We start from the raw sequence: 23,289 nt of genomic DNA on the forward strand, positions 1-23,289 counted from the left end.
AAGGAAGCGTTTTTTATTTTAATTTGTTTCAGTCCACAAAGTACTTGGAGCACTGTAGTTATTGTTATAGTATCCTACGTTGTATTCCTGAGATATCCAATTTCCTGTTCTTGAGTTAAAGATATATACTTTTCGGTCATATCTGTCTGTAAAAGAAAAATTCCCGTTAGAAGAAGATACATCTGGTGTATTCAAATTATTATTGTAATACGTAACGCTAAACTGTTGTGACTTCCACTCCATTGTTTTGGTATTGTAAACATATACTTTACGATCATATTTATCTACAAATGAAAAGTTACTTCCTGAAGCGGTTGCTGTAGGCATTGTATTGTTGTTGGCGTAACCTACATTATACTCTTGCGATGACCATGTCCCAATTGTGTAATTAAAAACATAGGCTTTATGGTCAAATTTATCAATAAACAACGTGCTTCCATTGGATAAAGAAAATAATGACGGAATGTTATTATTGTTGGTATAAGTAGCGCTATAAGGCTGAGTGGACCAGCTTCCTGATCTGGAACTAAAAATATGGACCTTACCTTCATATCCGTCTATAAATATGATATTTCCATTTTTTGCCGTTATATCAGGAGTAATATTATTATTAGTATAGCTAGCACTGAACGCCTTTGAGGACCATACTCCCGTTTTAGAGCTTAGCACATAAACTTTACCTTCATATTTGTCTACATAAAAGTAATTGGTGCTTTTGCTTTCGTTAATATCATCCCCAATAGCAGCGCTGGGAGAAGAGATATCAACTTTAGAAGCTGTCATGGCATAAGGAACACTCATTAGCTGATTGGTTCCTACATTAGTATAATTGGTTCCACCGGCAGGATCTATTTCTACTTTAATGAACTTGGCATTTGCACTCCAATTGATTCCGGAAAATGCTCCTGAAACAGGTGTGCCCTGTCCTATATTTAGATTGATTAATCCTTTTGAATTTGTGGTTTTAGAATGTGTTTCGGTATACAGGTTAGTTCCTGTAACTGATTCATTTAAAATACTGATTCTTACAGATACATTTCCGTTCGCAACAGGATTCCCGGAAGCATTAAAGGCAATAGCCTGATAGCTGAATCCCTGAGGAACCTGGGCAAAGGCCAAAGCAGTTGTAACAGCCAATAGTAAAGTGTATAATTTTTTCATGGTAATCGTTTATTTCTTAATAATTTTTATTGGTTTTATATCTGAGTTTTTAAAGGTAAGGAGGTACACTCCACTTATCAGAGAAGAGAGATCAATACGGTCATTGTTAATCTCTTTCTGCATCACCAACTTCCCAGACAAATCATATACAGAAACCTCCCGAGGTTTTTCTTTTGAAGAAATCTGAAGCGTAATATAGTCTGCTGTAGGATTGGGATACACACTTACTTTATCTTGTTTCGACGTGATCTCACTTACTCCTAAAACATTTAAAACAGTTTGATAAAGCATTCCAAGCGTTCCGGAATTTTGCTGATCTGGATTATCAGGTATCACATAAATTTCTCCTACGGTATACATAAGATTTTCATTGGATACTCCTCCAGAATTGATTCCTCCCGCCAGGCTTTGGGAATAGATTGCGACAGAACCCAGAAGTCCTATCATCAAATAGAGTTTTTTCATGGAAATTAATTTTAGGCAAATATAACGTAAAGAAATATTGTACTCTTAGATTTTAATATTATGTTAAGTAATGATCATAAAATAAGTGTTTTAACAAAAAAAGGCCGGAGAATTTCCAGCCTTCTTATATTTATTAAAGATCTTAATCATTAAGTTTTAATACAGCCATAAATGCTGATTGCGGTACTTCTACACGCCCGATCTGCTTCATTTTCTTCTTCCCTTCCTTCTGCTTTTCCAATAGTTTACGCTTTCTGGAAATATCTCCTCCGTAACATTTTGCGGTAACGTCTTTTCTTAGTGCTTTGATGGTTTCTCTGGCAATAACTTTCGTTCCTAAGGCTGCCTGAACTGCAATATCAAACTGTTGTCTCGGGATCAGCTCACGAAGCTTTTCACACATTCTCTTACCAATATAGTAAGCATTGCTGTCGTGGATCAAAGATGAAAGAGCATCTACCATGTCACCATTAATCAGGATATCCATTTTTACAAGCTTGGAAGCTCGGAATCCTATTGGGTGATAATCGAAAGACGCATATCCTTTAGAGATAGATTTTAGTCTGTCATAGAAATCGAAAACAACCTCAGCAAGTGGCATATTGAAGATCAATTCAACTCTTTCAGATGTTAAATAACTCTGGTTAACGATTTCTCCTCTTTTCTCAATACATAAAGTCATTACAGCTCCTACGAAATCAGATTTTGTAATGATAGAAGCCTTAATGAAAGGTTCTTCTACTCTATCCATTGTTGATGGATCCATCATTTCAGATGGGTTATTGATCAGAATCGGAACCTCAGGCTCTTTTTTAGTATATCCAAAATAAGAAACGTTCGGTACCGTAGTAATAACGTTCATATTGAACTCTCTGTCAAGACGTTCCTGAACAATTTCCATGTGAAGCATTCCTAAGAATCCGCAACGGAAACCAAAACCAAGTGCTGCAGAGCTTTCCGGTTCGAAAACCAAAGAAGCATCGTTCAGTCTTAATTTTTCCAGAGAGAATCTTAACTCTTCAAAATCCTCAGAATCAATTGGATAAATACCTGCGAATACCATTGGCTTCACTTCCTCAAATCCATCTATCGGACCATCTGCCGGCTTCTCAAATGAAGTAATGGTATCTCCTACTTTTACTTCACGGGCATCTTTAATCCCGGAAACCAGATAACCAACATCTCCACACTGGATGGTTTTCTTCGGAACCTGCTTCAATTTTAATGTTCCTACCTCATCAGCACCATATTCTTTTCCAGTAGCAAAGAACTTAATTTTTTCATTTTTCGTAATACTTCCGTTCACTACTTTGAAATAAGCCTCAATACCTCTGAACGGATTATATACAGAGTCAAAGATCAAAGCTTGAAGCGGACCATCAGGATCTCCTACCGGTGCAGGAATTCTTTCTACGATCTGTTCCAAAAGGTGGTGAACCCCTTCTCCTGTTTTACCTGAAACTCTTAATACATCTTCATATTCGCAACCGATCAGATTCATGATCTCATCCGTAACTTCTTCAGGATTTGCAGAAGGAAGGTCAATTTTATTCAAAATAGGAATGATCGTCAAATCATTTTCCAATGCAAGATACAGGTTACTGATGGTCTGTGCCTGAATACTCTGTGCAGCGTCTACAATAAGAAGCGCTCCTTCACAAGCTGCAATGGAACGGGAAACCTCGTAAGAAAAGTCAACGTGTCCCGGGGTATCAATAAGGTTTAAAATAAATTTTTCGCCTTTATACTCATAATCCATTTGAATCGCATGAGATTTAATGGTAATCCCACGTTCTTTCTCCAAATCCATATCATCAAGCGTCTGAGACTGTAGTTCTCTTTGGGTAACAGTATTTGTATACTCCAAAAGACGGTCTGCCAGGGTACTTTTACCGTGGTCGATATGAGCGATTATGCAAAAATTTCGTATGTTTTTCATTTAAGAATCTTGTAATTTGCAAAGATAAAAAAAAGAGAGAGATTATTGTCTTTCATTATCTTATTGTATTAATTTATTTAAATTTCTTCAGAAATACCCTGATGGTAATCTTAAGATTTTGCGTTACCGGAATACTTTTCTTTAGTTTTCAAAAATATAAGCCCCCGTTAAAGAATCCAGATAGACATTTGATTCTAAAGTAGATTTGAATCCAACACCATTCATTGCTCCGGCATTAGCCTTGGATGAGGCGTCAATAGCAGCTCCGATAAGAGCACCTACTAAGCCTCCAGCTACAGCACCAATAAATACTCCTCCGGTTTTGGATTCTACAAAAAGGTTGGTTCTGGAAGAGTAAATATAAAATCCTTTATCATTTTTATGTATTTCATCAAATCCCACAGGGGTAAGCTTATACCCTTTTCCGTTTTCCACATAGCAGTACATTTCCGAAAGGGAGGCCTCCTGACCTTGGTTGACAAGCTCTACCACTTTTCCTTTCCTGTTCTTTTTTACAGAATAATTGATATTGGGTTCCTGGCTGCGAAATCCTTGAAAATTGGTATACACTCCATCTTTAAGAGCCGTTTCATTAAATGCCTTGTAATCTTTATTCAGGTATTCATTATATCTGTGAATTTCACTCTCAGTAATAAAATAATTCGCCACAATATAAGGGTAATAAGACGCTTTGATGAATTCTGCTATGAGATCAGAAATTTTTCCAGCAAGGAAAATTGAAGGATGAACGGTGATCTTCGGATTCGTAACAATCACATTGTCATATCGCCCAATAAAGTAATATCTTCCGTTTCTTTTGATAAAGCTTGACATCTTCACTCTGGCCTTTATATAAGGAAATGGGCGGTTGGAATCCTGTTCTTCATACACTTTAAGGTCTTCCAGCATCAGGACAATATCATTATTTCCTCTTATTTTATTATCTTCAATAAACCAGTTTTCGAAAAGTCCTTTTACATCATCACTCGCAAATTTAAGCGTTACGGAATCTTTTTTATCAGGTATTGTTCCTATTGTTTTATCAGATCTGTTATCGATAAAGGTAAGCGATTTTGTAAGCCCTTTCCTGTCTTTGATGTTCTCTTTAAGCTCGATTATTTCTGTCTTTTGAGCCGACCATAAGACCGACAGCAATAGAAAGAAAAATAATTTTTTCATTAATTAATTTTTCGCAAAAATATAAATTTACGATAATATCAAACGGCTCTCACAAAAAGATCTGTGAGAGCCGTTCAACATTAAAAAAATAAACTATTATGGGGTCTGCTTAGGTCCCGTTGCACTATTGTTTCCGTGAGGTTTTCTTTCATTCATTTTATCTCTCATCATACCTTCAGACTGAAACAGCTTCAGAACTTTTTGGCAGGGAATTACCTGTTGCATTTTATCTGCGTATTTTTTTCTATTATCCAACAATTTCTGCCCTACTTCAAAACTCTGCTGTAGCTTGGCTTTCGCTTCATCATCGGATAAGGTCTCAGGGTCAAACCCCGGATCAAATTGACTTTTTATCTGCTTTTGGCTTTCCAGATACTCGTTATAAAGCTGAGTAAATTCTGCTTTATCCCCTGGATCCACATTCAGATTATCCATGATCATATTATTTCTGAATTTCCTCAAAAGTTCTTTTCTTTCTTCCGGGGAAAGATTATTGATGACTTCTTTCCTTTGTTTGGGGTCCATCTTCTTCCAGTCATAATCTGACCTCTGGGCATTTAAGCCGAAACCATAAATAATCAAAAACGCTAATAATATCTTTTTCATCTTCTTTAATTGTATAAATCCAAATAAACGTCTTGAGTCGAATTACTTGCTAATTCTGCAATTTCAGAATTAGAAAACGAATCCAGATAGTCATTCATTCTGGCATCTTCTTTTTTTGTAGCAGTTTTTACCCCTTTGGATGATTCTGCTGTTTTACCATTTTCATTTTCGCCTTTATAAGCGTAGGTAGTATTATTTTTTTGATTCTCAACTGTTTGATTAATATTATCAACAGAAGTTAAATCATTTTGCAAGGTTTCATAGGCGAGTTGACTTTCTGTTTTAGGCTCACCTTTATTAATGGCGTAGGACTGCTTATCATTCAGTGCTTTTTCTACTGAATTGTTATCAGAATTGAAAACATAAGTTGCTCCAAAGACCAAAGCCAACGATGCAGCCGCTGCATACATCCAGTTTATCTTAAAGACAGGTGCTTGTTTGCTTGTCTTTATATCATTCATAACGCTCTCCTGAATATTTTCAAACAAATGATCAGGCACTGTGTAAATGTTTTTACGCTCTAGTTTTTCTATGTCGAACTCTTTCATCTCGGTTTTGTCAAAAATTATCTTTCGTAATTTTCTTTAATATAATCTTCTATTTTCTGCTTGGCATAATGATAATTGGTTTTCAGTGTTCCTACAGACATATCTACAATTTTGGATATTTCTTCGTAGGGCAAATCATCATAATACCGCATCATAAATACCAGTTTCTGCTTTTCGGGCAGACTTTGTATAGCGTTCTGTAATAAGATCTGTATTTCTTCGGCATCTCCTTCAGTATTATCGGCCACCAGATTCTGCATATGATACTCAGGGTCTTCATCGGTTTTCTGCATTTTCTTCATTTTGTTCACCTGCTGCAGGGCTTCATTGGTGGCAATTCTATACAGCCAGGTATACAACTGACTATCATTTTTAAACTGATGAAAATTCTGATAAGCTTTAATAAAAGTTTCCTGCAAAGTATCCTGTGCAAGATCTCCGTCCACAATAATTCTTCTTATGTGCCAGTACAATCTGCTTTGATAGGCATCCATCAAGGCCCGGACACCTTTATCCTGGGTCCGTGGATTTTGCATCAACGAAATAATCTCCGCGTCCTTAATCTTCATAAGATGCCTTTCATTGTTTTGGATTACAAAAATAGCTGAAAGTTAAATTAATTATTCAATTTCCAGATAAATATTTAAAATAATATGAGACACTTACGCAATAAACGTGCCTATATTGAACTTCCGGCTTTCTATGATCATCTTCCTTTCCCGGCTCAGCTTAAAATCTTATATTTGTTAGATGCAAATTGTAATTATCGGTTCCGGAAATGTTGCCTATCATATGGCAAAAGCTTTCACACAGAAAGGCATTTCCCTGGCCCAGATTTTTGGCAGGAACGAACAGGAATTGAGTAAAATTTCTGAAGAATTAAACATACCCTACTCTACTTTTGAGCTTAAAGATGCAGATCTTTATATTATTTGTGTAAGCGACAATTCTGTGGAGGAAGTTTCAAAGATTATTGCTAAAAAAGAAGCTTTGGTGGCCCATACTTCCGGATCACTTCCGAAAGAAGTTCTTGCCGGAGATTACAGAAAAGCCAGCTTCTACCCTTTGCAAACCTTTTCCAGATCAAAAGAACTGGAGTATGAAAAAATACCGTTCTTCGTTGAAGCAGAAAATGAAGAAGACCAAAAAGTACTGTTGGAATTGGCTTCCAAAATTTCAGAAAATGTAATGGAAAGCAGCCATGAAAAAAGAAAATATATCCATCTTACAGCAGTTTTTGCCTGTAATTTTGTAAACCATCTTTTTTCAAGGGCTAAAGAAATTTCGGATTCTCAGGAAATTCCGTTTGATTATTTTCTGCCATTGATCGATGAAACGGTTAAAAAAATTCATGAAATTGAACCTAAAGCTGCCCAAACCGGACCAGCCGTAAGGAACGACCGAAGAGTATTACAGCTGCACGAGCAGTTATTAAAAGGCGAAAGTCTTGAAATTTATAAAACAATGAATCACTCTATTCAGGAAATGTATGAGTTATAAAGAGAAATTAAAAGATATTAAAGCGTTTGTATTTGATGTAGACGGAGTTTTCACAGACGGAAGTGTTTATCTTCTTCCCGGAGGAAATATGTGCAGAGTAATGAACGTACTGGATGGCTATGCAGTAGTTAAAGCATTAAAAAACAATTATTTGATTGGAGTAATTACCGGTGGAAATGATGAAATGGTAAAACACAGAATCAATTATCTGGGAATTCAGGATTATTATCCAAAATCACACAACAAAATAGAGGACTTTGAAGATTTTAAGAAAAAATACAATCTTAAAAATGAAGAGATCCTGACTATGGGCGACGATCTTCCTGATATCCGTATCATGGAAAGTTCTGCCATTGCTGCTTGCCCTGAAAATGCGGTTCCTGAAGTAAAAGGAATTGTCGATTATATTTCGCCTAAAAAAGGAGGAACCGGAGCAGTACGCGACGTTATTGAGCAAGTGATGAAAGTTCAGGGAAACTGGCATGAAGATAATACCCAATCTGTATAAATTCTCTTATGAAATTACTTTTAGCATCACAATCCCCGAGAAGAAAGGAGCTCTTATCCAACCTTGGTTTTGAATTTGAAGTGGTAAAAATAGACTGTGAAGAAATTCTTCCCGAAGGTATTGCCATAGAATCTGCCGCAGCCTATTTATCTGAATTAAAAGCCAATACTTTCAGACCTCTGGAAGCCGGTGAAGTTTTATTAACAGCCGATACCGTGGTTGCCATCAACAATCAGATCCTGGGAAAACCTAAAGGTGAAGCCCACGCTTATGAAATGCTTCAGAGCCTTTCAGGGAAAACACATCAGGTGTATACCGGAATTACCATCAAAACCTCAGACAAAACCTTTACAGAGACAGATGTTGCAGATGTAACATTTGACACGATAACAGATGAGGAAATAAAGTTTTATGTGCAGAATTATAAGCCTTTCGACAAAGCCGGAAGTTATGGTATCCAGGAATGGCTGGGAATGGCAAAAATTAAAAATATGAAAGGAAGTTTTTATACAATAATGGGACTTCCTACTCACCTGGTTTATAGAATTCTGAAAGAAATTTCCAACATTTAAAAGTAAAGAACTTTCTCCCTCACATCGCTAAGAAATAAAATCTTTCCTGAAGAAATATAAATATTATTCATTATAAAATTTTATTATTTTTACAAAATCATCAAACTGTTGATAATAAAAAGCATATTAGCGAGTTATAATTGAATAATGAAAAAGAATATTTTGTTCCTTTTAGTGATTTGCCTTGTTGCTTCCTGTGCTACCAAAACCAAAAAGCCGGAGCAGCGTTCAAAACTATTGAAAGGATTTTCCACATATTACAATACCCTGTTTAATGCTAAAGATGCACTAAACAGCGAGTTTACGACCCGAGACAAAAGCCATAAAGATAATTTTTACGCTCCCTACATTCCTATTCTTACCTATGAAGAACAGCCATTAGGAAGCGACCTTGGCCAAACTGAAGCTTTTGCAGAAAATTCCATGAAAATGGCTGAAGTAGCGAACAGACCTTCAGGAAGAGGTAATCAAGGTATTCCCAATATGTCTGGTGGTCCGGGAAATGATCCTAATAACCAGAGTGGAATGCCGTCTAAAGGTGCCACTACCCTAGAGATTGCTGAAGCCAAAGCTTTAAAAGCAATTAATAAATACTCCGTAATCAGAAATGGAGAAGAAAAAAATAAGCAGATCTTTGATGCGTACATGATTCTTGTACAATCCAGAATTTACCGCAACAAATCTGTAGAAGCCTTAGATGCTCTGAACTACGTGTTTACTCATATGAAGGATGATAAGAGAATTGCCCTTGCAAGAATTTATCAGGGATTGGCGTATGATAAAATCAAAGATTATCACAGAGCTCATGAAACCTATGCTAAGCTGAAAGGTGAGAAAATCAGTAAAAGTTATGCTAAATTGTTAAGTATTTATTATGCTGAATCTCTTCTGGATGCTGGAAAAAAAGAGGAAGCAGCAAAGGAACTTGATGAAGCTTATGAACTGAACGGTAACAGCAAACTTAAAAGCAGAATCGCTTATTTAAGAGGTCAGGTTTTGGAGAATCTGGGCCAGAATGATAAGGCAAGAGAAAGCTATACTGCTGCATACAAATATGCCAACGACTTTGAATTTGAAGTAAAATCTCAAATTGCCATCGCTAAAACTTTTAATGGTAAAGGTGATTATAATGGTGCCAAAAATTATCTGGAGAGCATCAGTAAAAAAGGAATGTACGGTTCCAGAAAGAATGAATTCTACTATGCTCTGGGGCTAATGGCCAACAAGGCAGGAAAGAAAGACGAAGCACAGCAATTCTTCAGAAAATCATTGTTTGAAAAAGTTTCTGACCCTCAGGTACGCGGTCTTGCTTACTATGAAATAGGAAAAAGTTATCTGGAAAGAAACGATTATATCGGTGCCGGGAGCTATTATGATTCTGCTCTGGCGGTAATGACTTATGAACCCTCAAAAATTTTGTTAAAAGATCAGTCTGAGTACATTAAGAAGATTTCTAAAAATTATTATCTGATCAGAAAGAACGACAGTGTTCTTTCTCTTGCGAAAATGAGTGATGCTCAAAGGACAGATTTTTTTACAAAACATATTGCCAAACTAAAAATTAAGGAAGAAAAAGCAGAACAGGAAAGAAAAATTGCCGAAAGAAACAAAGGATTTGATACCGGAGATTACAGTGCCAATTCTGTGTTTGCCAACAGCTCCAATTCTTTTGAAGATTTTGGGGTAACTACAAAAGGTTTTTATTTCAATAATGTTGGAACTGTAAGTAAAGGTACGTCTTCGTTTAAACAGATCTGGGGAGACAGAGCCTTAGCTGACAACTGGCGTTCGTCCAAAAAGATGGCTACTCTTGAAGACATGAAGAATGATGCCATGGGAGTAACTTCAGCACCTAATCCGAGACGTTTTGAACCTTCGTACTATATCGAACAGATTCCTACGGACCAAGGTAAACTAAGTCAACTGAAAAAAGACAGAGATACCGCTTCATTAGGATTGGGAATTATGTATCAGAACTATTTTACCAACACTCCCCTAGCGACTAAAACGCTTTATGATCTTGTAGATGTAAAACCGGAAGAAAAAGTAATGCTTCAGGCATTGTATGAGATTTTCGCTATGAATTATGAAAAAAATCCTCAGGCCTCAGAAAAAGCAAAACAAATACTTCTGAAAGATTACCCATACACTTCTTATGCCGAATTTGCGAGAAATCCTAAAAATAAAACATTCGTAAAATCTACTGAAGACGTTGAGAACGAATATAAAAAGGCATACGCCTTATTTGAATCGGAAAAATTCGGGGAAAGTAAGCAGATCATCGATCAGACTATTCAAAAGTTCCCTAAAGATGCACTGGTTCCTAAGCTCTACCTTCTGAATGCTTTCAATTCCGGAAAATCAAGTGGTAAAGAAGTGATGATCCTACAGCTTGAGCAAATAGCCCTGAACTATTCTAAAACCCCGGAAGGAGCAAGAGCCAAAGAAATGCTGAATTACCTGAAAAGTGACCTCAGCTTCCAGGCGACAGACAATAAAGGAAATGCTATACCACAACAGGCGGTTAATGCAAGCAATGAGCAACTTAACAACCCTCAAAATATCAGTCCTTCGTCGCAGATGATGAATAACACCTCACCAAATTCATCAGTTAATGCCCTACAAGGACTGCCACAAAGCAATAAACAACAAACTGACCCTAAAAACCAAAATGGCAGAAGGCCTTCATCACAAATGCCTGACAAACCTCAATAAAATAAAAAAGCGAAGATTTATTCTTCGCTTTTCTTTTTCTTTACTCCATGGAAATCTTTCAGATAAAAAGGCTCGAAATAAGCCATATCTTCAAATTCCTGCCGCTCTATTTTAGCTAGTGCCTTTTTGATGAGATATTGTGCAGAAGGATAAATATCCTCTTTAAAATCTGCATCGGGAAGGTTTAAAATATCTTTCGCTTTCTTAGCTCCATCTCCTACAAAAACAACTTTTTTGCTCTTAAATTCTTCAAAAGAAGTCTCATCTAAGATTTTAGCCTCCGTAGCAGATAACTCTTCGCCCGTATTACCGTCATAAACGGCCGTATAAACCTCCATTCTCCTCGCATCGATCAAAGGGACTATTAAGTCATAGTTTTGGCCTAAAAAAGGCTCTATCATGCTTTCAAGAGAATTCACAGCGATGAAGGGTACTTTCAGCCCATAGCAGAATCCTTTGGCAGAAGCAGCACCAATCCTTAAACCAGTGTATGAACCGGGACCTTTACCCAGACAAACGGCTTCGATTTCTTTAAGAGAAATTCCCGCCGCTTCAAGAGCCCACTCCACATAGGTATGAAGACTTTCAGACTGTTTATAGTTTTCAGAAACTTCTTCACACAGGCACAGTAATTTTTCATTGTCCGAGACAGCTACTGAACAGTTCTTTGAAGAGGTTTCCAGGTATAGAATTTTCATTTTTTTATTTTTAATCTAAACGATACGCTGTAAAAAGGTAAAAACTTCTTCACAACATTCTGCAAATTTACTCCTTTATTTTGAGACTACTTTCTGTAAATTGTTCTTGGCTCAGACTGTGCACTTGGATAAATCGTCATATCCGAAACGGTTACATGCTTAGGCGCATTAATACAATATGCAATAGCATCCGCAATGTCTTCTGCTTTTAAAGGTTCGTATCCTGCGTATACGGTTGCTGCTTTTCCACTATCCCCTTTGAATCTTACCAGTGAGAAATCGGTTTCCACGGCTCCCGGCTGAATGTTTGTTACCTTGATTCCAAATTCTGTAAGTTCCAGCCTCATTCCTTCGGAAATAACGTCTACCGCTTTTTTGGTAGCACAGTACACTACTCCATTCGCATAGGTTTGTCTCGCAGCTACAGAACTAAGATTTACAATATGACCTAAATTTTTAGTTTTCATAATTGGAATGATTACTTTAGAAACATAAAGAAGACCCTTTACGTTACCATCAATCATAGAATCCCAATCATCAGTCTTCCCTTCGGACAATGGATCTAAACCGTGAGCATTTCCAGCATTATTAATCAGAACATCAATGTCTTTCCAGTTTTCAGGAAGGGAATCAATGGCATTTTCCACTTCTTCAAGAATTCTTACGTCGAACCTCAAACTAAATATTTCGGTAAATTGAGAAAGTTCTGTTTTCACAGATTCCAATGCTTCAGCTCTTCTTCCACAGATGATGATTCTGTTTCCCTGTTTTGCCAAAAGCTCTGCAGTGGATTTTCCTATTCCGGAAGTTGCTCCGGTGATTAATATTGTTTTCATACAATTCAATTATTTAATTAAATACAAACTCCATTTTAAAAAAGAATACAGATACACTGTTATATTTTTACATGCTTATATCTTTACTGCGTTTTCTTTTCATTACAAATTTATAAATACTCAATTCAAGCCACGGAATAAGCATGAGCAAACCCCAAATCATTAAAATACCCCTGATAATAGGCTTAAACTGTGATTTTAAAACAATCAGAAACAAATTCTGAATTTTCTGCACCAACGAATGTTCAATATCATGAGAATCAAGCATTACAAGCTGATTGGTTATTTTATCAAATTCTCTGTAGGAAATACTTTCTGAGATATTGATGTGAGGAACTGAATTCAGTATTCCATAGACAATAAGGGTATGAATTTTGTCTCCATATTTTTCTGCAAAAAGAGAAACGAGCCAGTTTTTAGGCTCATCTAAGGCCTCGTATTTTGTATCATACACTTTGACTATATCTTTTACCTGAACTTTTATATTTTGGTTATTACGGCTTAATTCTGTCACAATGGATTTCAGATCGCCAATAAATTCTTTTTTAGAATGATCATTTTCAAAAATAAGAGATGAACCGGCATGATAAACCTGAGAAGAGAGATTATAGCTGTCTTTTTTAAGAGCTTCATAGCAGCCCCAGAAAAGACCTATTTTAAAAGAGAAAATAATATTGATGATGAATAGGGTAGGGAGGTAGAGTTTAACGGCCCAGTTATAGTATTTCTGCTCCCGGGAGGTCACTTTATACTTCCTAAAAATAAATGCCAGAATTACGCTGACACCCATTCCTAGAATAACGCACAAAAGGATGTATAAAATAATCATCAGTGGATAGTGTTTTGCAACATATACAACCGCTGAATAAATAGTTTTCCAATCTATATTCTGCATAATCAATTCGCATCAAAGGCCTGAAACGCATCTTTGATATGGTCAATAATTAAGTTTTTGTTTTTATTGGGAAGAACGGAAATAATATCAAATCTTACTTCATTATTTCTGTTGAATTCTTCCAGGTAATGATTGGCTGCCGAAACAATAGATCTTATTTTAGTTTTGGTAACCGCTTCCTGAGGCAGCATAAATGCATCGGTGGATCTGGCTTTCACTTCCACAACGATTATCAGATTATCTTTCTCTGCAATGATGTCTATCTCCGCTTTCTGAAACCGAAAGTTTCTGACAAGAATCGAATAACCGTTTTCTTTTAAATGTTCAACCGCTAAATCTTCTGCTAAGATACCGAAGTCATTGTGATTTGCCATAATAAATTTTGTATTATTGCCATACTTTTATCAAACCTATGAAATTTAATTTATTTTTTTGTTTTATTCTAATTTTAAGTTCATTCGGATGCTCCTCATCTGATGAAAGCATTGAAAATCCAATAAATAATGACCCCAAAAACATAATGTTTATTGGCGGAACCAATGAATATTATGCCATTAATTCTCAAAATGGACAATTAAAATGGAGATTTTCGGTCCCTAATGGCCGTTTTAATTATAGTACTGCTTTTTATAGCAATAACGTATTATATGTAGGTTGTACAGACAGTTACCTATATGCTATTGATGCAGCTAATGGAAATTTATTATGGAAATTCAAAACAAATGAAGCAATTGAATCCAGCGTTTATGTTTCTAACAATACGGTTTTCTTTGGAAGTGATGATGACAATTTATATGCACTAAATGCAGCCACAGGAGAATTAAAATGGAAATATACAACTGGCTTTAATGTAAGTTCTAGTCCCGTAGTATCCGGAGACATTGTGTATTTTGCTAGTGATGATGGTTATGTTTATGCTTTGGAACAGGGTAGTGGAGCTTTAAAATGGAAATACTATGCTGGCAGTTTGTATAATTCATCTTCTTCTTCTATAATTCAAAATAATCTATATATTGGAAATAGAAATGGTAATATTTATAATATCAATAAAGTTACAGGTGAACTGAATTGGAAAAAGCAACTTGGAAGTTCTATTGAATATTCTTCACCCACAATCTTAGACGGGTATTTATATGTCACTGATCAAAATTCTTTGTATAAAATAGATGCTATCACAGGGAATATTCTTTGGCAGTCATATAATTCCGGTAGTTATTCCAGCAGCCCATTTGTTAATGAAAATTACATTTCTGTAAATTCAAGCTCAGGAAATATTACTGTTATTGATAAACAAACAGGAAATACAAAGTGGCAAAAAGCAATTTATTCCAATAGTGCAGAAGCCGTTTCTACAGACGGTACTGTTTTTGTTGGGGGAGGAGGTTCCAATTATGTATATGCTTTTTCTGAAAGTGACGGCACGGAGAAATGGAAATTTCCAATCAAATCAATCACTACTTCGGCTCCTGTAATAATTAATAAAGACGGGAAGGTAGTTTACCCAAGTAAGTCTGGAGGTAGAGATTAAAAAAACTCTACCTTCACTTTATTGTCAACTTTTATTTTAATTTCACTTCCAATAATCAATGGTCTATTGTCTTTAATATGACCATTCGGGAAACCAAAAATTACAGGAAATTTATACTTTGAAATTCTGTCTGAGATCAGTTTATAGGCAAATTCATCAAAGCTTTCTTCATAACTTTTATTTTCTTTTTCATCGCCCATATTTGTCATGCCACCCACAATTAATCCTTTGATTTTATTGAAAACTCCAGCCAGCTCAAGACTCATGATCATACGATCCAGCGCATAGAAGTTTTCTCCAATATCTTCAATAAATAGGATCTTGTCTTTAAAGTCGAAAGAATATTTAGTTCCTAAAAGGGCGTAAATAAGGGCTAGATTTCCTCCAACCAACTCACCTTCAATATTTCCTTCTTTATTCAATTGATGAGCTTTTAAAGCATATTTAGGTGTATTTCCTTTTAGAATATCAAAGATTAGGTCATAGCTTTCGTCAGTAACTCCAAAACTTGATGTTTTGATGGTCTGTCCGTGGATCGAAACGAAACCTTTTTTCAACAGATAACTCTGTATCACAGTATTGTCGGAATAACCGATATACCACTTCGGATCGTCTGTAAAATTTTTAAGCTTTAAATGCTGAATAAGATGCTGACATCCGTAACCTCCTCTGGAAGCCCATACAGCACTGATTTCTTTATCATTCAAAGCCCAGTTGATATCTTTTATTCTTTCCTTTTCTGTTCCGGCGTAATTGTACCCGTTTGAATATTTGGTATAAAGATGTTCACCTAAAACAGGTTCAAATCCTCTACTTTTAATCATTTCTATCCCGTTTTGCAACTGAGAGGTATCTACCGCTCCGGCAGGAGAAATAACAGCTATTTTGGCCCCTTTTTTAAGGGCTTTTGGAAAGATATTTTTTTTCATTTTGTCTTTTGGTATTTTACTTCTTTTTTCTCTGCTTCTTCCAGTTGTCTGTCAAACTGGTTGAATTTTTTGAAACTCTGCAGGAAGATAAAGAAACTGAAAACAATAAGAATTACTCCCACAACTCTCCTGATCTGATTGGCGAGTTTCTGAGTAAGTTTATCGTGAAACTGTTTAGCCAGAAATATTTTGGCAAGGTCTATAGAGAGGTAAGTGGCCAATACAATCCCAATATATAAAATGAAACTGCTGGTGTCCGGATATTGATTTCTTACGGAAATTACCGTTACCAGCCAGAAAAGGATGACTCCAACATTCAACAGGTTAAAGAAAAAACCATTGAAAAATGTTTTAATATAATTTTGACCGATAATCTTCTCTTCACCGGGCATATGCATTTTGGTTTTTGTAACCAGCATCACAATCCCATATATAAAAATAAGAATGGAGGTGATCCTATAAAACCCCGGATGTTTATCAATTAAAGTAACAATATCTGTACTGGCGTAATAAGCCGCAACGATACATAATAAATCTGCAGTTATCACGCCAAGATCCAAAGACAGGGCATGCTTTGGTCCTCTGGAAAAGCTGGTTTCAATGAGCAGGAAAAATATAGGCCCTATAAAAACCAGACTCAACATGAATCCTAGTATAATGGCAGATAGTACAAGTTCAAGCATTAAGTGATGTTTTAAAATGAAAAAAATTCATTCCGTTTAATACAAAGTTAGACTTTATGATTTAATTATTCAATAAAGATGTCATATATCAAGTGTATTTTAATCAGAGTTTAATCCAGATTCTTTTAAAGAAAGTAGAAAAATAAAAAGATCAGGAAAATTTTCAGCGGAAAAACAAAAGGCTGCTTTACTAGAAAAACAGCCTTTTATTATTTTATGAATCAGTCTTTAGAAAACAGTGATTATTCTACGATCTTAAAGTCCAATTGCTTTTGGATAAGATTAGCTTTTACCACTTTAATCTGAACCTGATCTCCCAACTGGTATTTGTTTCCATGTCTTATTCCGTATACTGCATGCGTCTTCGCATCATACATATAAGAATCATCTACAAGATCTCTCAGCTTAATTAAACCTTCTGCACCATTTTCAGGAATTTCTACCCAGAATCCAAATTCTGCTACACCGGAAATTACTCCGGTAAATGTTTCACCAAGGTGTTTTTCCATAAATTTCACCTGCATGTATTTGATAGAGTCTCTTTCAGCGTCTGCAGCCAATCTTTCCATGGCGCTGCAATGTTTTGCTTTTTCTTCAAGCTCCGGTCTGTTTGGAGATTTTCCTCCATCCAGATAATGTTGAAGAAGGCGGTGAGCAAGCAAATCCGGATAACGACGGATAGGAGAGGTGAAGTGACTGTAGTAGTCAAAACCTAAACCGTAGTGTCCGATAGGTTCTGTAGAGTACACCGCTTTGCTCATACTTCTCATTGCAAGGGTTTCGATCATATTTTCTTCGCCTTTTCCTTTCACATCATGAAGAAGTTTATTTAAAGATTCTGCAACTTTTTTGGTATTGGCAAGATCCATTTTATATCCGAAAGTAGATACAAAGTCTCTTAATGACTCTAATTTTGCCGGATCCGGATCATCGTGAACTCTGTAGATAAATGTATTGTTGGTGATCTCACCTTTTCTGCTAAGAGAGACAAATTCCGATACTTTCTTGTTGGCTAAAAGCATAAATTCCTCAATCAGATGGTTGGAATCTTTACTTATTTTAAAGTATACTCCAACAGGCTCATTATTTTCATCCAGATTGAATCTTACTTCACTTCTATCAAAGGTAATAGCTCCTTTTCTGATACGGTCATGACGCAGAATCTTCGCCAGCTTATCAAGAACATTGATTTCTTCAGCAAGATCTCCCTGACCGGATTCTATACGTTCCTGAGCCTCTTCGTACGTAAATCTTCTGTCGGAATGAATTACCGTTCTTCCAAACCATTGTTTCTGGATTTCTGCCTGATCATTCAGTTCAAAAACTGCGGAAAAAGTATATTTATCTTCATGTGGACGAAGAGAACAAACATCATTACTCAATACCTCAGGCAACATCGGAACAACTCTGTCTACAAGGTATACTGAAGTTGCTCTTTGGTACGCTTCATCATCAAGTATCGTTCCTGGAACTACATAATGAGACACATCTGCAATGTGAACACCAATTTCCCAGTGTCCGTTTTCCAGCTTTCTTATGGAAAGAGCATCATCGAAGTCTTTTGCATCCTTAGGGTCAATCGTAAAGGTGCATATTTCACGCATATCCCAACGTTTTGCAACTTCTTCATCAGTAATGCTTCTATCGATTTTATCTGCATCAACTTCCACTTCCTGTGGAAATTCATAAGGTAAACCATATTCGGCAAGGATAGAGTGGATCTCCGTCTCGTGCTCACCTGGTGCCCCTAATACCTGAATAATTTCTCCTTCAGGATTTTTATCACCCGGTTTCCACTCAGTCATTTTCACAATTACTTTGTCTCCATCTTCCGCATTATTGAATTTGTTTTTAGGAATAAAAATATCAGTATTGATTGTTTTTTTATCACAAACCACAAACCCAAAATCCTTGTGCGCTACCTTCTGAAAAGTTCCTACAAACTCGGTTCTGGTTCTTTCCAAAACTTCTAAAACCGACCCTTCCAGTTTCTTTCCTTTATAATGATAAGTTATAATAAGAACCTTATCTCCCTGTAAAGCATCCTTCACATTTTTGGCGTGAACGAACACATCATCTTCCAATCCTTCAACTTTTACATAGGCGTTTCCACTTTGGTTGAAATCTATAATTCCGGTAAGAGTTCCAGCAATTTTTAGGTTGACGATATACTTTCCTCTTTCCACTTCTTTGATCTTTTCAGAACCCTGAAGTTTATGCAGCGCTTGGATAACAAGTTCTCTCTGTCTTGGATTTTTATAATCTATTCCGTCAGCAATCTGCTTATAGTTATATATTTTTGATGAATTTGCATTCATAAAACGGAGAATCAGTCTACCGATCTCCATCATCTTTAAATCATTTTTATGACTTATATATTTTCTTTTTTTTGGCATGTTAATTTTTTTTAATTACTTAAATTATACTATTCTGAATTTAATAACTCCATTAATAATGGAGTCTTCCTTTCAAAATAAATTAGTCCCATATTTCAAGCCGGAACACTGCTTATCTTAATCTACATTTAAGAACAAATCTAGATAATTATATCAGGATTTCCATTCTACTTCTTATTTATTTATCTATTGCTTATTGATCCTGGAAAAGCTTAACACCTATCAATACCGCAGATATCTTTTTTTAATCAAAACTGAATGTTTAATTCAACTTTATTTTCAAATTATACTTTTATAACGGAAGCTTTAGTTTTGTATAAATTTAATACAATTCTGGAAAAGAAAAGAGAAAACCTTCTTTTAAATATTATCAAATATTGTAAAGGCCTATGAGAAGAATAGAATGTAATTTCTATTGAACACTGCAAATGTACGAATAAAAAATAAATAAGGCCTGTAATTCAAATTACAAGCCTTAGTATATTTAGCAAACTGCGATCTTATCAACTCGGTTCTGGTGTCTTCCTCCTTCAAAATCTGTAGAAAGAAACTTATCTACAATTTCAATCGCCAGTTCTTTTGATATAAACCTTGCCGGCATTGAAATCATATTCGCATCATTATGCTGTCTTGCCAGCACTGCAATCTCTGGCATCCAGCAAAGTGCGCATCTAATCTTCTGATGTTTGTTGGCAGTGATCTGAACCCCATTTCCGCTTCCGCAGATCAAAATTCCCAGCTCATTTTCTCCGTTTTCCACAGAAGTTGCGGCAGGGTGTACAAAGTCCGGATAATCCACACTGTTTGTGGAAAACGTGCCAAAATCTTGAACCTCAAACCGTTCTGAAAGGTAGTTTTTAACAATCTCCTTATATTCATACCCTGCATGGTCCGCTGCGATAGCAATTTTTCTTTTCATAATACCTGTATTAAGCTTATTTAGATTTTATTTCCTTACAAAGTTAAGAATAATAACAATTCCTGTTAGTAAACCGGGAGTTAATTGTGAAAAGGTATGTTAATAAGTGTGGAAAACTTTTATCAACTTTCTATTTTTAAAGATGAATTTATTTCGTAATAGAAATTCTTTCCGGAAGTTTCATACACAACTTTCCAGATGTTTTCTTCAGTTACTCCCAGATTTTTCCATAGTAAAATAACTAATATTGGTTTTCGTCAATATTTATCAACATTTGTTAATAAGTATGTGAAATAACTGGTTTACAAGCATTTATATTGTGAGTTAAATATGAATTGGGTAAGAGTTGAGTATTATCAACTTTTACCTTAAAACTTATCCCCGTTACTAACAATACATAACAACAACTACATTCTTTTTTTTTATTTAAGAGAAAAAATTGTTGATTAATGGGTGATTGGGTTCGGGGAAAGTTTTTGAAAACTTTTATTTTAATCAAACTGTTGAAAAAGTTTAAAACCTTACATTTGTGAAACGAAAATTCAATGAAATCTATGGAATCGACCTTGCCGAAATTTGCTGGAAATGAATCTGGGGTTTAAGCCGGGTGGTTGCCAAGAATTCAGAAAAACAAATACATCTACATATGAAAACAATCAATGATTTCAATTTTAAAGACAAGAAGGCTCTGGTAAGGGTGGATTTCAATGTTCCACAAGATGATCAACTGAATGTGGCGGATAATACCAGAATTGTTGCGGTGAAACCTACAGTGGAAAAAATTCTTAATGACGGAGGTTCTGTAATTTTAATGACTCACCTTGGCAGACCTAAGGGAGAACGTAAAGATGAATTTTCCCTTAAACATATCTTAGGCGAAGTTTCCAACGTTTTGGGGCAGGAAGTAAAGTTTGTAGATGAATGTATCGGAGAAAAGGCTGAAAAGGCTGCTTCTGAATTGAAGCCAGGGGAGATCTTATTGTTGGAAAATGTACGTTTTCATAATGAAGAAGAAAAAGGTGATGAAGGTTTTGCTGAACAGCTTTCTAAATTGGGAGATGCTTATGTGAATGATGCATTTGGAACAGCGCACAGAGCACACGCTTCTACAGCTGTCATTGCAAAATATTTTCCATCAACTAAATATTTCGGTTTACTGATGGCTAAAGAGCTTCAGGCTATCGATAAAGTATTGAAGAGCGGAGAGAGACCTGTTACTGCTATTCTGGGTGGATCTAAAGTTTCAACTAAAATTACCATTATAGAAAATATTCTTCCTGCAGTAGATAATTTGATCATTGGAGGCGGAATGGCTTTTACTTTTATTAAAGCTCTTGGTGGTAAAATAGGAACTTCCCTTGTAGAGGAAGACAAGCTTCCTTTAGCTCTTGAAATTCTTGGAAAAGCTAAAGAACATAAAGTAAAAGTATATCTTCCTTCTGATGTTATCATTACAGAAAACTTTAATAATGATAGTGAAAGAAAAGAAGCTGATATCTATGCTATTCCTGAAGGATGGATGGGATTGGATGCAGGGCATAAATCCAGAGACCAGTTTAATGATGTACTTTTAAATTCCAGAACTATTCTTTGGAATGGACCGATTGGTGTTTTTGAAATGTCTAACTTCTCAGGAGGAACTGTTGCTCTTGGAGAAAGTATTGCGGAAGCAACGAGATTAGGAGCTTTCTCTTTAGTAGGAGGGGGAGACAGTGTTGCTTTTGTAAAGCAGTTCGGATACGGTGAAAAGGTAAGCTACGTTTCTACAGGAGGTGGAGCAATGCTTGAAAGTCTTGAAGGGCTTGAACTACCAGGTGTAGCAGCAATCAATAATTAAGGGTAAAATAGAATAATTTTAAAGCCTGCTAATAATATTAGCAGGCTTTTTTATTCCTGTAATAGTATTAAAAATACCAGTACTCATCATGATTTTAATGATTTCTAGATATAACTTCAGGTTATAGTTTAAATAGCTTATTCATTTCGTGAACTTTATATTTTTATTCATTTAATAATGCCTGTTTTTGACTTTTATATTTTTAATTTGAATTTCAGAATGCACTGCTTTTCTGTTGCTATTTGAGGTAAATATTTTTCTATATGATTTGACATTCTTTCAAATTTTGCGTGGTAATTTCCATAATAAATTGAGTTTTTCTTGAGAATATTATGCGTCATCTGAGGCAATATTTTACAGCATATAGTTTTAGTTTTTTCTGGACAATCTACTGTAGGTATTTTAGCTTTCTTCTATTTTGTGTAGTAAGCAGGATTGAAATTTTAATATTAACGATGATGATAGTATTGCTTTATTTTTTTTGCTTATTGAAATTCAATCTAAGGTTGATGGATTGTTTTTTTTGAAGACGGAGTTTTGATTTGAGCTTGATTAAATTTTCACCAATTTTAAATTTCTCTGTAATTTTTCAGATGTTTTTCTTTTGTATTTTATTCACACTGTAGTGATTGTGTTGTAATTAACTTGTTATCAGTATTTAAACTGTTTTTAATTTTAAAATTTATTATTCTTTCTGTTGTTATTACCTTCATTTTGAGTAATATAATTAGGGTTTATTTTCTAATAATCAGTAATTTATAGCGCTTATTGTATAGTACACTATATTTTTACATTTTGCAGTTGATTTTTTTTGGCGAAGATCATTGGTATTGAAGTCAGAATTACGTTGTTGTAATTTTCTTATTTTTTTTATCTCCCGTATTGTATTTTTATTTTTCAATGTTCAAATGCTTGCTGGTTTATATTTTCGGAATTGTAGTTTTTATTAAAATCTTGGAATAGAGTAGGGGAGGAAGGAAATTTGTGAAATTTGGCCTGATCGAGAATTTTCTTTTAATTCGCTAAAAAACGGCCTTAAGAACTGGTTGAAAAACCGTATAACTTAATTTTTTAATGTTGTAGTATATAAATTAAAAATAAGGCTTTAAATGGGTTGTTTATGAATGAATTTGTGTTTTGTATAGACGTTTTTAATATATTTCTTGATTTCCTCTACAATTTTTTTTCTACGCTTACTTCTTACATTGAAAACATGATTTTTTTTCATTGAAAATTATTTCTCCGAAATATTTGATAGACGATTGGTCGTAAAGAATTTTTCAAATCTATGAAAATGTAGGTGACAATATTGAGAACTCAACTTAATTGTTAATTCTTACTTATTGAGAATAATTTTTTGTTTAGAATTTGAACT

Annotated in this window: 21 protein-coding genes; 6 read left to right on the forward strand and 15 right to left on the reverse strand. The window is 35.2% G+C overall.

Annotation, left to right across the window (positions count from 1 at the left end; translation table 11 throughout):
* Window positions 1-18: 18 nt before the first annotated feature.
* The 7 genes from ACL9RH_RS21485 to ACL9RH_RS21515 form a co-directional block, all read right to left on the reverse strand.
* Window positions 19-1,161, reverse strand: a complete 1,143-nt coding sequence (locus ACL9RH_RS21485) for a hypothetical protein (RefSeq protein WP_422695382.1) — start codon at window positions 1,159-1,161, stop codon at window positions 19-21.
* 9 nt (window positions 1,162-1,170) lie between these two features.
* Entirely contained in the window at window positions 1,171-1,626 is a 456-nt protein-coding gene (locus ACL9RH_RS21490; protein ID WP_422695383.1) for a T9SS type A sorting domain-containing protein, read from the reverse strand.
* A gap of 142 nt (window positions 1,627-1,768) precedes the next feature.
* Complete coding sequence (gene lepA / locus ACL9RH_RS21495; protein ID WP_422695384.1) at window positions 1,769-3,565, reverse strand: translation elongation factor 4; 1,797 nt, start codon at window positions 3,563-3,565, stop codon at window positions 1,769-1,771.
* Between the two features lie 141 nt (window positions 3,566-3,706).
* Window positions 3,707-4,744, reverse strand: coding sequence for a hypothetical protein (locus ACL9RH_RS21500; protein WP_422695385.1), 1,038 nt, complete (start codon window positions 4,742-4,744; stop codon window positions 3,707-3,709).
* Window positions 4,745-4,840: 96 nt separating this feature from the next.
* Window positions 4,841-5,350 (reverse strand): hypothetical protein, encoded by a 510-nt coding sequence (locus ACL9RH_RS21505; protein WP_422695386.1) that lies wholly within the window; start codon window positions 5,348-5,350, stop codon window positions 4,841-4,843.
* A gap of 5 nt (window positions 5,351-5,355) precedes the next feature.
* Window positions 5,356-5,898 (reverse strand): hypothetical protein, encoded by a 543-nt coding sequence (locus ACL9RH_RS21510; RefSeq protein WP_422695387.1) that lies wholly within the window; start codon window positions 5,896-5,898, stop codon window positions 5,356-5,358.
* Between the two features lie 17 nt (window positions 5,899-5,915).
* Complete coding sequence (locus ACL9RH_RS21515) at window positions 5,916-6,467, reverse strand: RNA polymerase sigma factor (protein WP_142717485.1); 552 nt, start codon at window positions 6,465-6,467, stop codon at window positions 5,916-5,918.
* A gap of 181 nt (window positions 6,468-6,648) precedes the next feature.
* Between ACL9RH_RS21515 and ACL9RH_RS21520 the strand changes: the two genes are divergently transcribed.
* The 4 genes from ACL9RH_RS21520 to ACL9RH_RS21535 all read left to right on the forward strand — a co-directional run bounded on the left by ACL9RH_RS21520 (window position 6,649) and on the right by ACL9RH_RS21535 (window position 11,193).
* On the forward strand, window positions 6,649-7,398 hold the full coding sequence (locus tag ACL9RH_RS21520) for a Rossmann-like and DUF2520 domain-containing protein (protein WP_422695388.1): 750 nt from the start codon (window positions 6,649-6,651) through the stop codon (window positions 7,396-7,398).
* The gene (locus ACL9RH_RS21525) at window positions 7,388-7,906 is read left to right on the forward strand and encodes a KdsC family phosphatase (RefSeq protein WP_422695389.1); all 519 of its coding nucleotides are present in this window, start codon (window positions 7,388-7,390) and stop codon (window positions 7,904-7,906) included. The genes ACL9RH_RS21520 and ACL9RH_RS21525 overlap by 11 nt, the downstream gene beginning before the upstream one ends.
* An 8-nt stretch (window positions 7,907-7,914) precedes the next feature.
* Window positions 7,915-8,478, forward strand: a complete 564-nt coding sequence (locus ACL9RH_RS21530; protein ID WP_422695390.1) for a Maf family protein — start codon at window positions 7,915-7,917, stop codon at window positions 8,476-8,478.
* Between the two features lie 147 nt (window positions 8,479-8,625).
* Window positions 8,626-11,193, forward strand: coding sequence for a tetratricopeptide repeat protein (locus ACL9RH_RS21535; protein ID WP_422695391.1), 2,568 nt, complete (start codon window positions 8,626-8,628; stop codon window positions 11,191-11,193).
* A 17-nt stretch (window positions 11,194-11,210) separates the two neighbouring features.
* On the opposite strand, the gene tsaB is transcribed toward ACL9RH_RS21535, so the two are convergent.
* The 4 genes from tsaB to ACL9RH_RS21555 all read right to left on the reverse strand — a co-directional run bounded on the left by tsaB (window position 11,211) and on the right by ACL9RH_RS21555 (window position 13,996).
* Window positions 11,211-11,891, reverse strand: coding sequence for a tRNA (adenosine(37)-N6)-threonylcarbamoyltransferase complex dimerization subunit type 1 TsaB (gene tsaB, locus ACL9RH_RS21540; protein ID WP_422695392.1), 681 nt, complete (start codon window positions 11,889-11,891; stop codon window positions 11,211-11,213).
* A gap of 86 nt (window positions 11,892-11,977) precedes the next feature.
* A complete protein-coding gene (locus ACL9RH_RS21545) occupies window positions 11,978-12,727 on the reverse strand; it encodes an SDR family NAD(P)-dependent oxidoreductase (protein ID WP_422695393.1) in 750 nt (249 codons plus the stop codon).
* Window positions 12,728-12,794: 67 nt separating this feature from the next.
* On the reverse strand, window positions 12,795-13,622 hold the full coding sequence (locus ACL9RH_RS21550) for a hypothetical protein (protein ID WP_422695394.1): 828 nt from the start codon (window positions 13,620-13,622) through the stop codon (window positions 12,795-12,797).
* Between the two features lie 2 nt (window positions 13,623-13,624).
* Window positions 13,625-13,996, reverse strand: coding sequence for a YraN family protein (locus tag ACL9RH_RS21555; protein WP_422695395.1), 372 nt, complete (start codon window positions 13,994-13,996; stop codon window positions 13,625-13,627).
* Window positions 13,997-14,034: 38 nt separating this feature from the next.
* Between ACL9RH_RS21555 and ACL9RH_RS21560 the strand changes: the two genes are divergently transcribed.
* Window positions 14,035-15,150 carry a PQQ-binding-like beta-propeller repeat protein gene (locus tag ACL9RH_RS21560; protein WP_422695396.1) on the forward strand — a complete coding sequence of 372 codons (1,116 nt, stop codon included), beginning with the start codon at window positions 14,035-14,037 and terminating at the stop codon, window positions 15,148-15,150.
* Here ACL9RH_RS21560 and ACL9RH_RS21565 read toward each other — a convergent pair.
* The 4 genes from ACL9RH_RS21565 to rpiB form a co-directional block, all read right to left on the reverse strand.
* Complete coding sequence (locus tag ACL9RH_RS21565; protein WP_422695397.1) at window positions 15,147-16,079, reverse strand: S66 peptidase family protein; 933 nt, start codon at window positions 16,077-16,079, stop codon at window positions 15,147-15,149. The genes ACL9RH_RS21560 and ACL9RH_RS21565 overlap by 4 nt on opposite strands.
* Entirely contained in the window at window positions 16,076-16,762 is a 687-nt protein-coding gene (locus tag ACL9RH_RS21570) for a LysE family translocator (protein WP_422695398.1), read from the reverse strand. The genes ACL9RH_RS21565 and ACL9RH_RS21570 overlap by 4 nt, the downstream gene beginning before the upstream one ends.
* Window positions 16,763-17,004: 242 nt before the next feature.
* Window positions 17,005-19,158 carry a ribonuclease R gene (rnr, locus tag ACL9RH_RS21575; protein WP_422695399.1) on the reverse strand — a complete coding sequence of 718 codons (2,154 nt, stop codon included), beginning with the start codon at window positions 19,156-19,158 and terminating at the stop codon, window positions 17,005-17,007.
* 484 nt (window positions 19,159-19,642) lie between these two features.
* On the reverse strand, window positions 19,643-20,077 hold the full coding sequence (gene rpiB, locus ACL9RH_RS21580) for a ribose 5-phosphate isomerase B (RefSeq protein ID WP_422695400.1): 435 nt from the start codon (window positions 20,075-20,077) through the stop codon (window positions 19,643-19,645).
* A gap of 646 nt (window positions 20,078-20,723) precedes the next feature.
* Here rpiB and ACL9RH_RS21585 point away from each other — a divergent pair.
* On the forward strand, window positions 20,724-21,914 hold the full coding sequence (locus ACL9RH_RS21585; protein ID WP_422695401.1) for a phosphoglycerate kinase: 1,191 nt from the start codon (window positions 20,724-20,726) through the stop codon (window positions 21,912-21,914).
* The last annotated feature ends 1,375 nt before the right edge of the window (window positions 21,915-23,289 follow it).

It is taken from the genome of Chryseobacterium sp. Mn2064 (assembly GCF_049319685.1).
GTDB lineage: Bacteria > Bacteroidota > Bacteroidia > Flavobacteriales > Weeksellaceae > Chryseobacterium.

Excerpts from the sequence above, each read along its gene's own strand:
- ACL9RH_RS21510 (WP_422695387.1), bottom strand. The coding sequence starts at position 5,898 with ATGAAAGAGTTCGACATAGAAAAACTAGAGCGTAAAAACATTTACACA.
- ACL9RH_RS21530 (WP_422695390.1), top strand. The coding sequence starts at position 7,915 with ATGAAATTACTTTTAGCATCACAATCCCCGAGAAGAAAGGAGCTCTTA.
- ACL9RH_RS21555 (WP_422695395.1), bottom strand. The coding sequence starts at position 13,996 with ATGGCAAATCACAATGACTTCGGTATCTTAGCAGAAGATTTAGCGGTT.
- ACL9RH_RS21585 (WP_422695401.1), top strand. The coding sequence starts at position 20,724 with ATGAAAACAATCAATGATTTCAATTTTAAAGACAAGAAGGCTCTGGTA.
- ACL9RH_RS21545 (WP_422695393.1), bottom strand. The coding sequence starts at position 12,727 with ATGAAAACAATATTAATCACCGGAGCAACTTCCGGAATAGGAAAATCC.
- ACL9RH_RS21520 (WP_422695388.1), top strand. The coding sequence starts at position 6,649 with ATGCAAATTGTAATTATCGGTTCCGGAAATGTTGCCTATCATATGGCA.
- lepA (WP_422695384.1), bottom strand. The coding sequence starts at position 3,565 with ATGAAAAACATACGAAATTTTTGCATAATCGCTCATATCGACCACGGT.
- tsaB (WP_422695392.1), bottom strand. The coding sequence starts at position 11,891 with ATGAAAATTCTATACCTGGAAACCTCTTCAAAGAACTGTTCAGTAGCT.
- ACL9RH_RS21535 (WP_422695391.1), top strand. The coding sequence starts at position 8,626 with ATGAAAAAGAATATTTTGTTCCTTTTAGTGATTTGCCTTGTTGCTTCC.
- ACL9RH_RS21500 (WP_422695385.1), bottom strand. The coding sequence starts at position 4,744 with ATGAAAAAATTATTTTTCTTTCTATTGCTGTCGGTCTTATGGTCGGCT.
- rnr (WP_422695399.1), bottom strand. The coding sequence starts at position 19,158 with ATGCCAAAAAAAAGAAAATATATAAGTCATAAAAATGATTTAAAGATG.
- rpiB (WP_422695400.1), bottom strand. The coding sequence starts at position 20,077 with ATGAAAAGAAAAATTGCTATCGCAGCGGACCATGCAGGGTATGAATAT.
- ACL9RH_RS21570 (WP_422695398.1), bottom strand. The coding sequence starts at position 16,762 with ATGCTTGAACTTGTACTATCTGCCATTATACTAGGATTCATGTTGAGT.
- ACL9RH_RS21560 (WP_422695396.1), top strand. The coding sequence starts at position 14,035 with ATGAAATTTAATTTATTTTTTTGTTTTATTCTAATTTTAAGTTCATTC.
- ACL9RH_RS21485 (WP_422695382.1), bottom strand. The coding sequence starts at position 1,161 with ATGAAAAAATTATACACTTTACTATTGGCTGTTACAACTGCTTTGGCC.
- ACL9RH_RS21515 (WP_142717485.1), bottom strand. The coding sequence starts at position 6,467 with ATGAAGATTAAGGACGCGGAGATTATTTCGTTGATGCAAAATCCACGG.
- ACL9RH_RS21490 (WP_422695383.1), bottom strand. The coding sequence starts at position 1,626 with ATGAAAAAACTCTATTTGATGATAGGACTTCTGGGTTCTGTCGCAATC.
- ACL9RH_RS21525 (WP_422695389.1), top strand. The coding sequence starts at position 7,388 with ATGAGTTATAAAGAGAAATTAAAAGATATTAAAGCGTTTGTATTTGAT.
- ACL9RH_RS21505 (WP_422695386.1), bottom strand. The coding sequence starts at position 5,350 with ATGAAAAAGATATTATTAGCGTTTTTGATTATTTATGGTTTCGGCTTA.
- ACL9RH_RS21550 (WP_422695394.1), bottom strand. The coding sequence starts at position 13,622 with ATGCAGAATATAGATTGGAAAACTATTTATTCAGCGGTTGTATATGTT.
- ACL9RH_RS21565 (WP_422695397.1), bottom strand. The coding sequence starts at position 16,079 with ATGAAAAAAAATATCTTTCCAAAAGCCCTTAAAAAAGGGGCCAAAATA.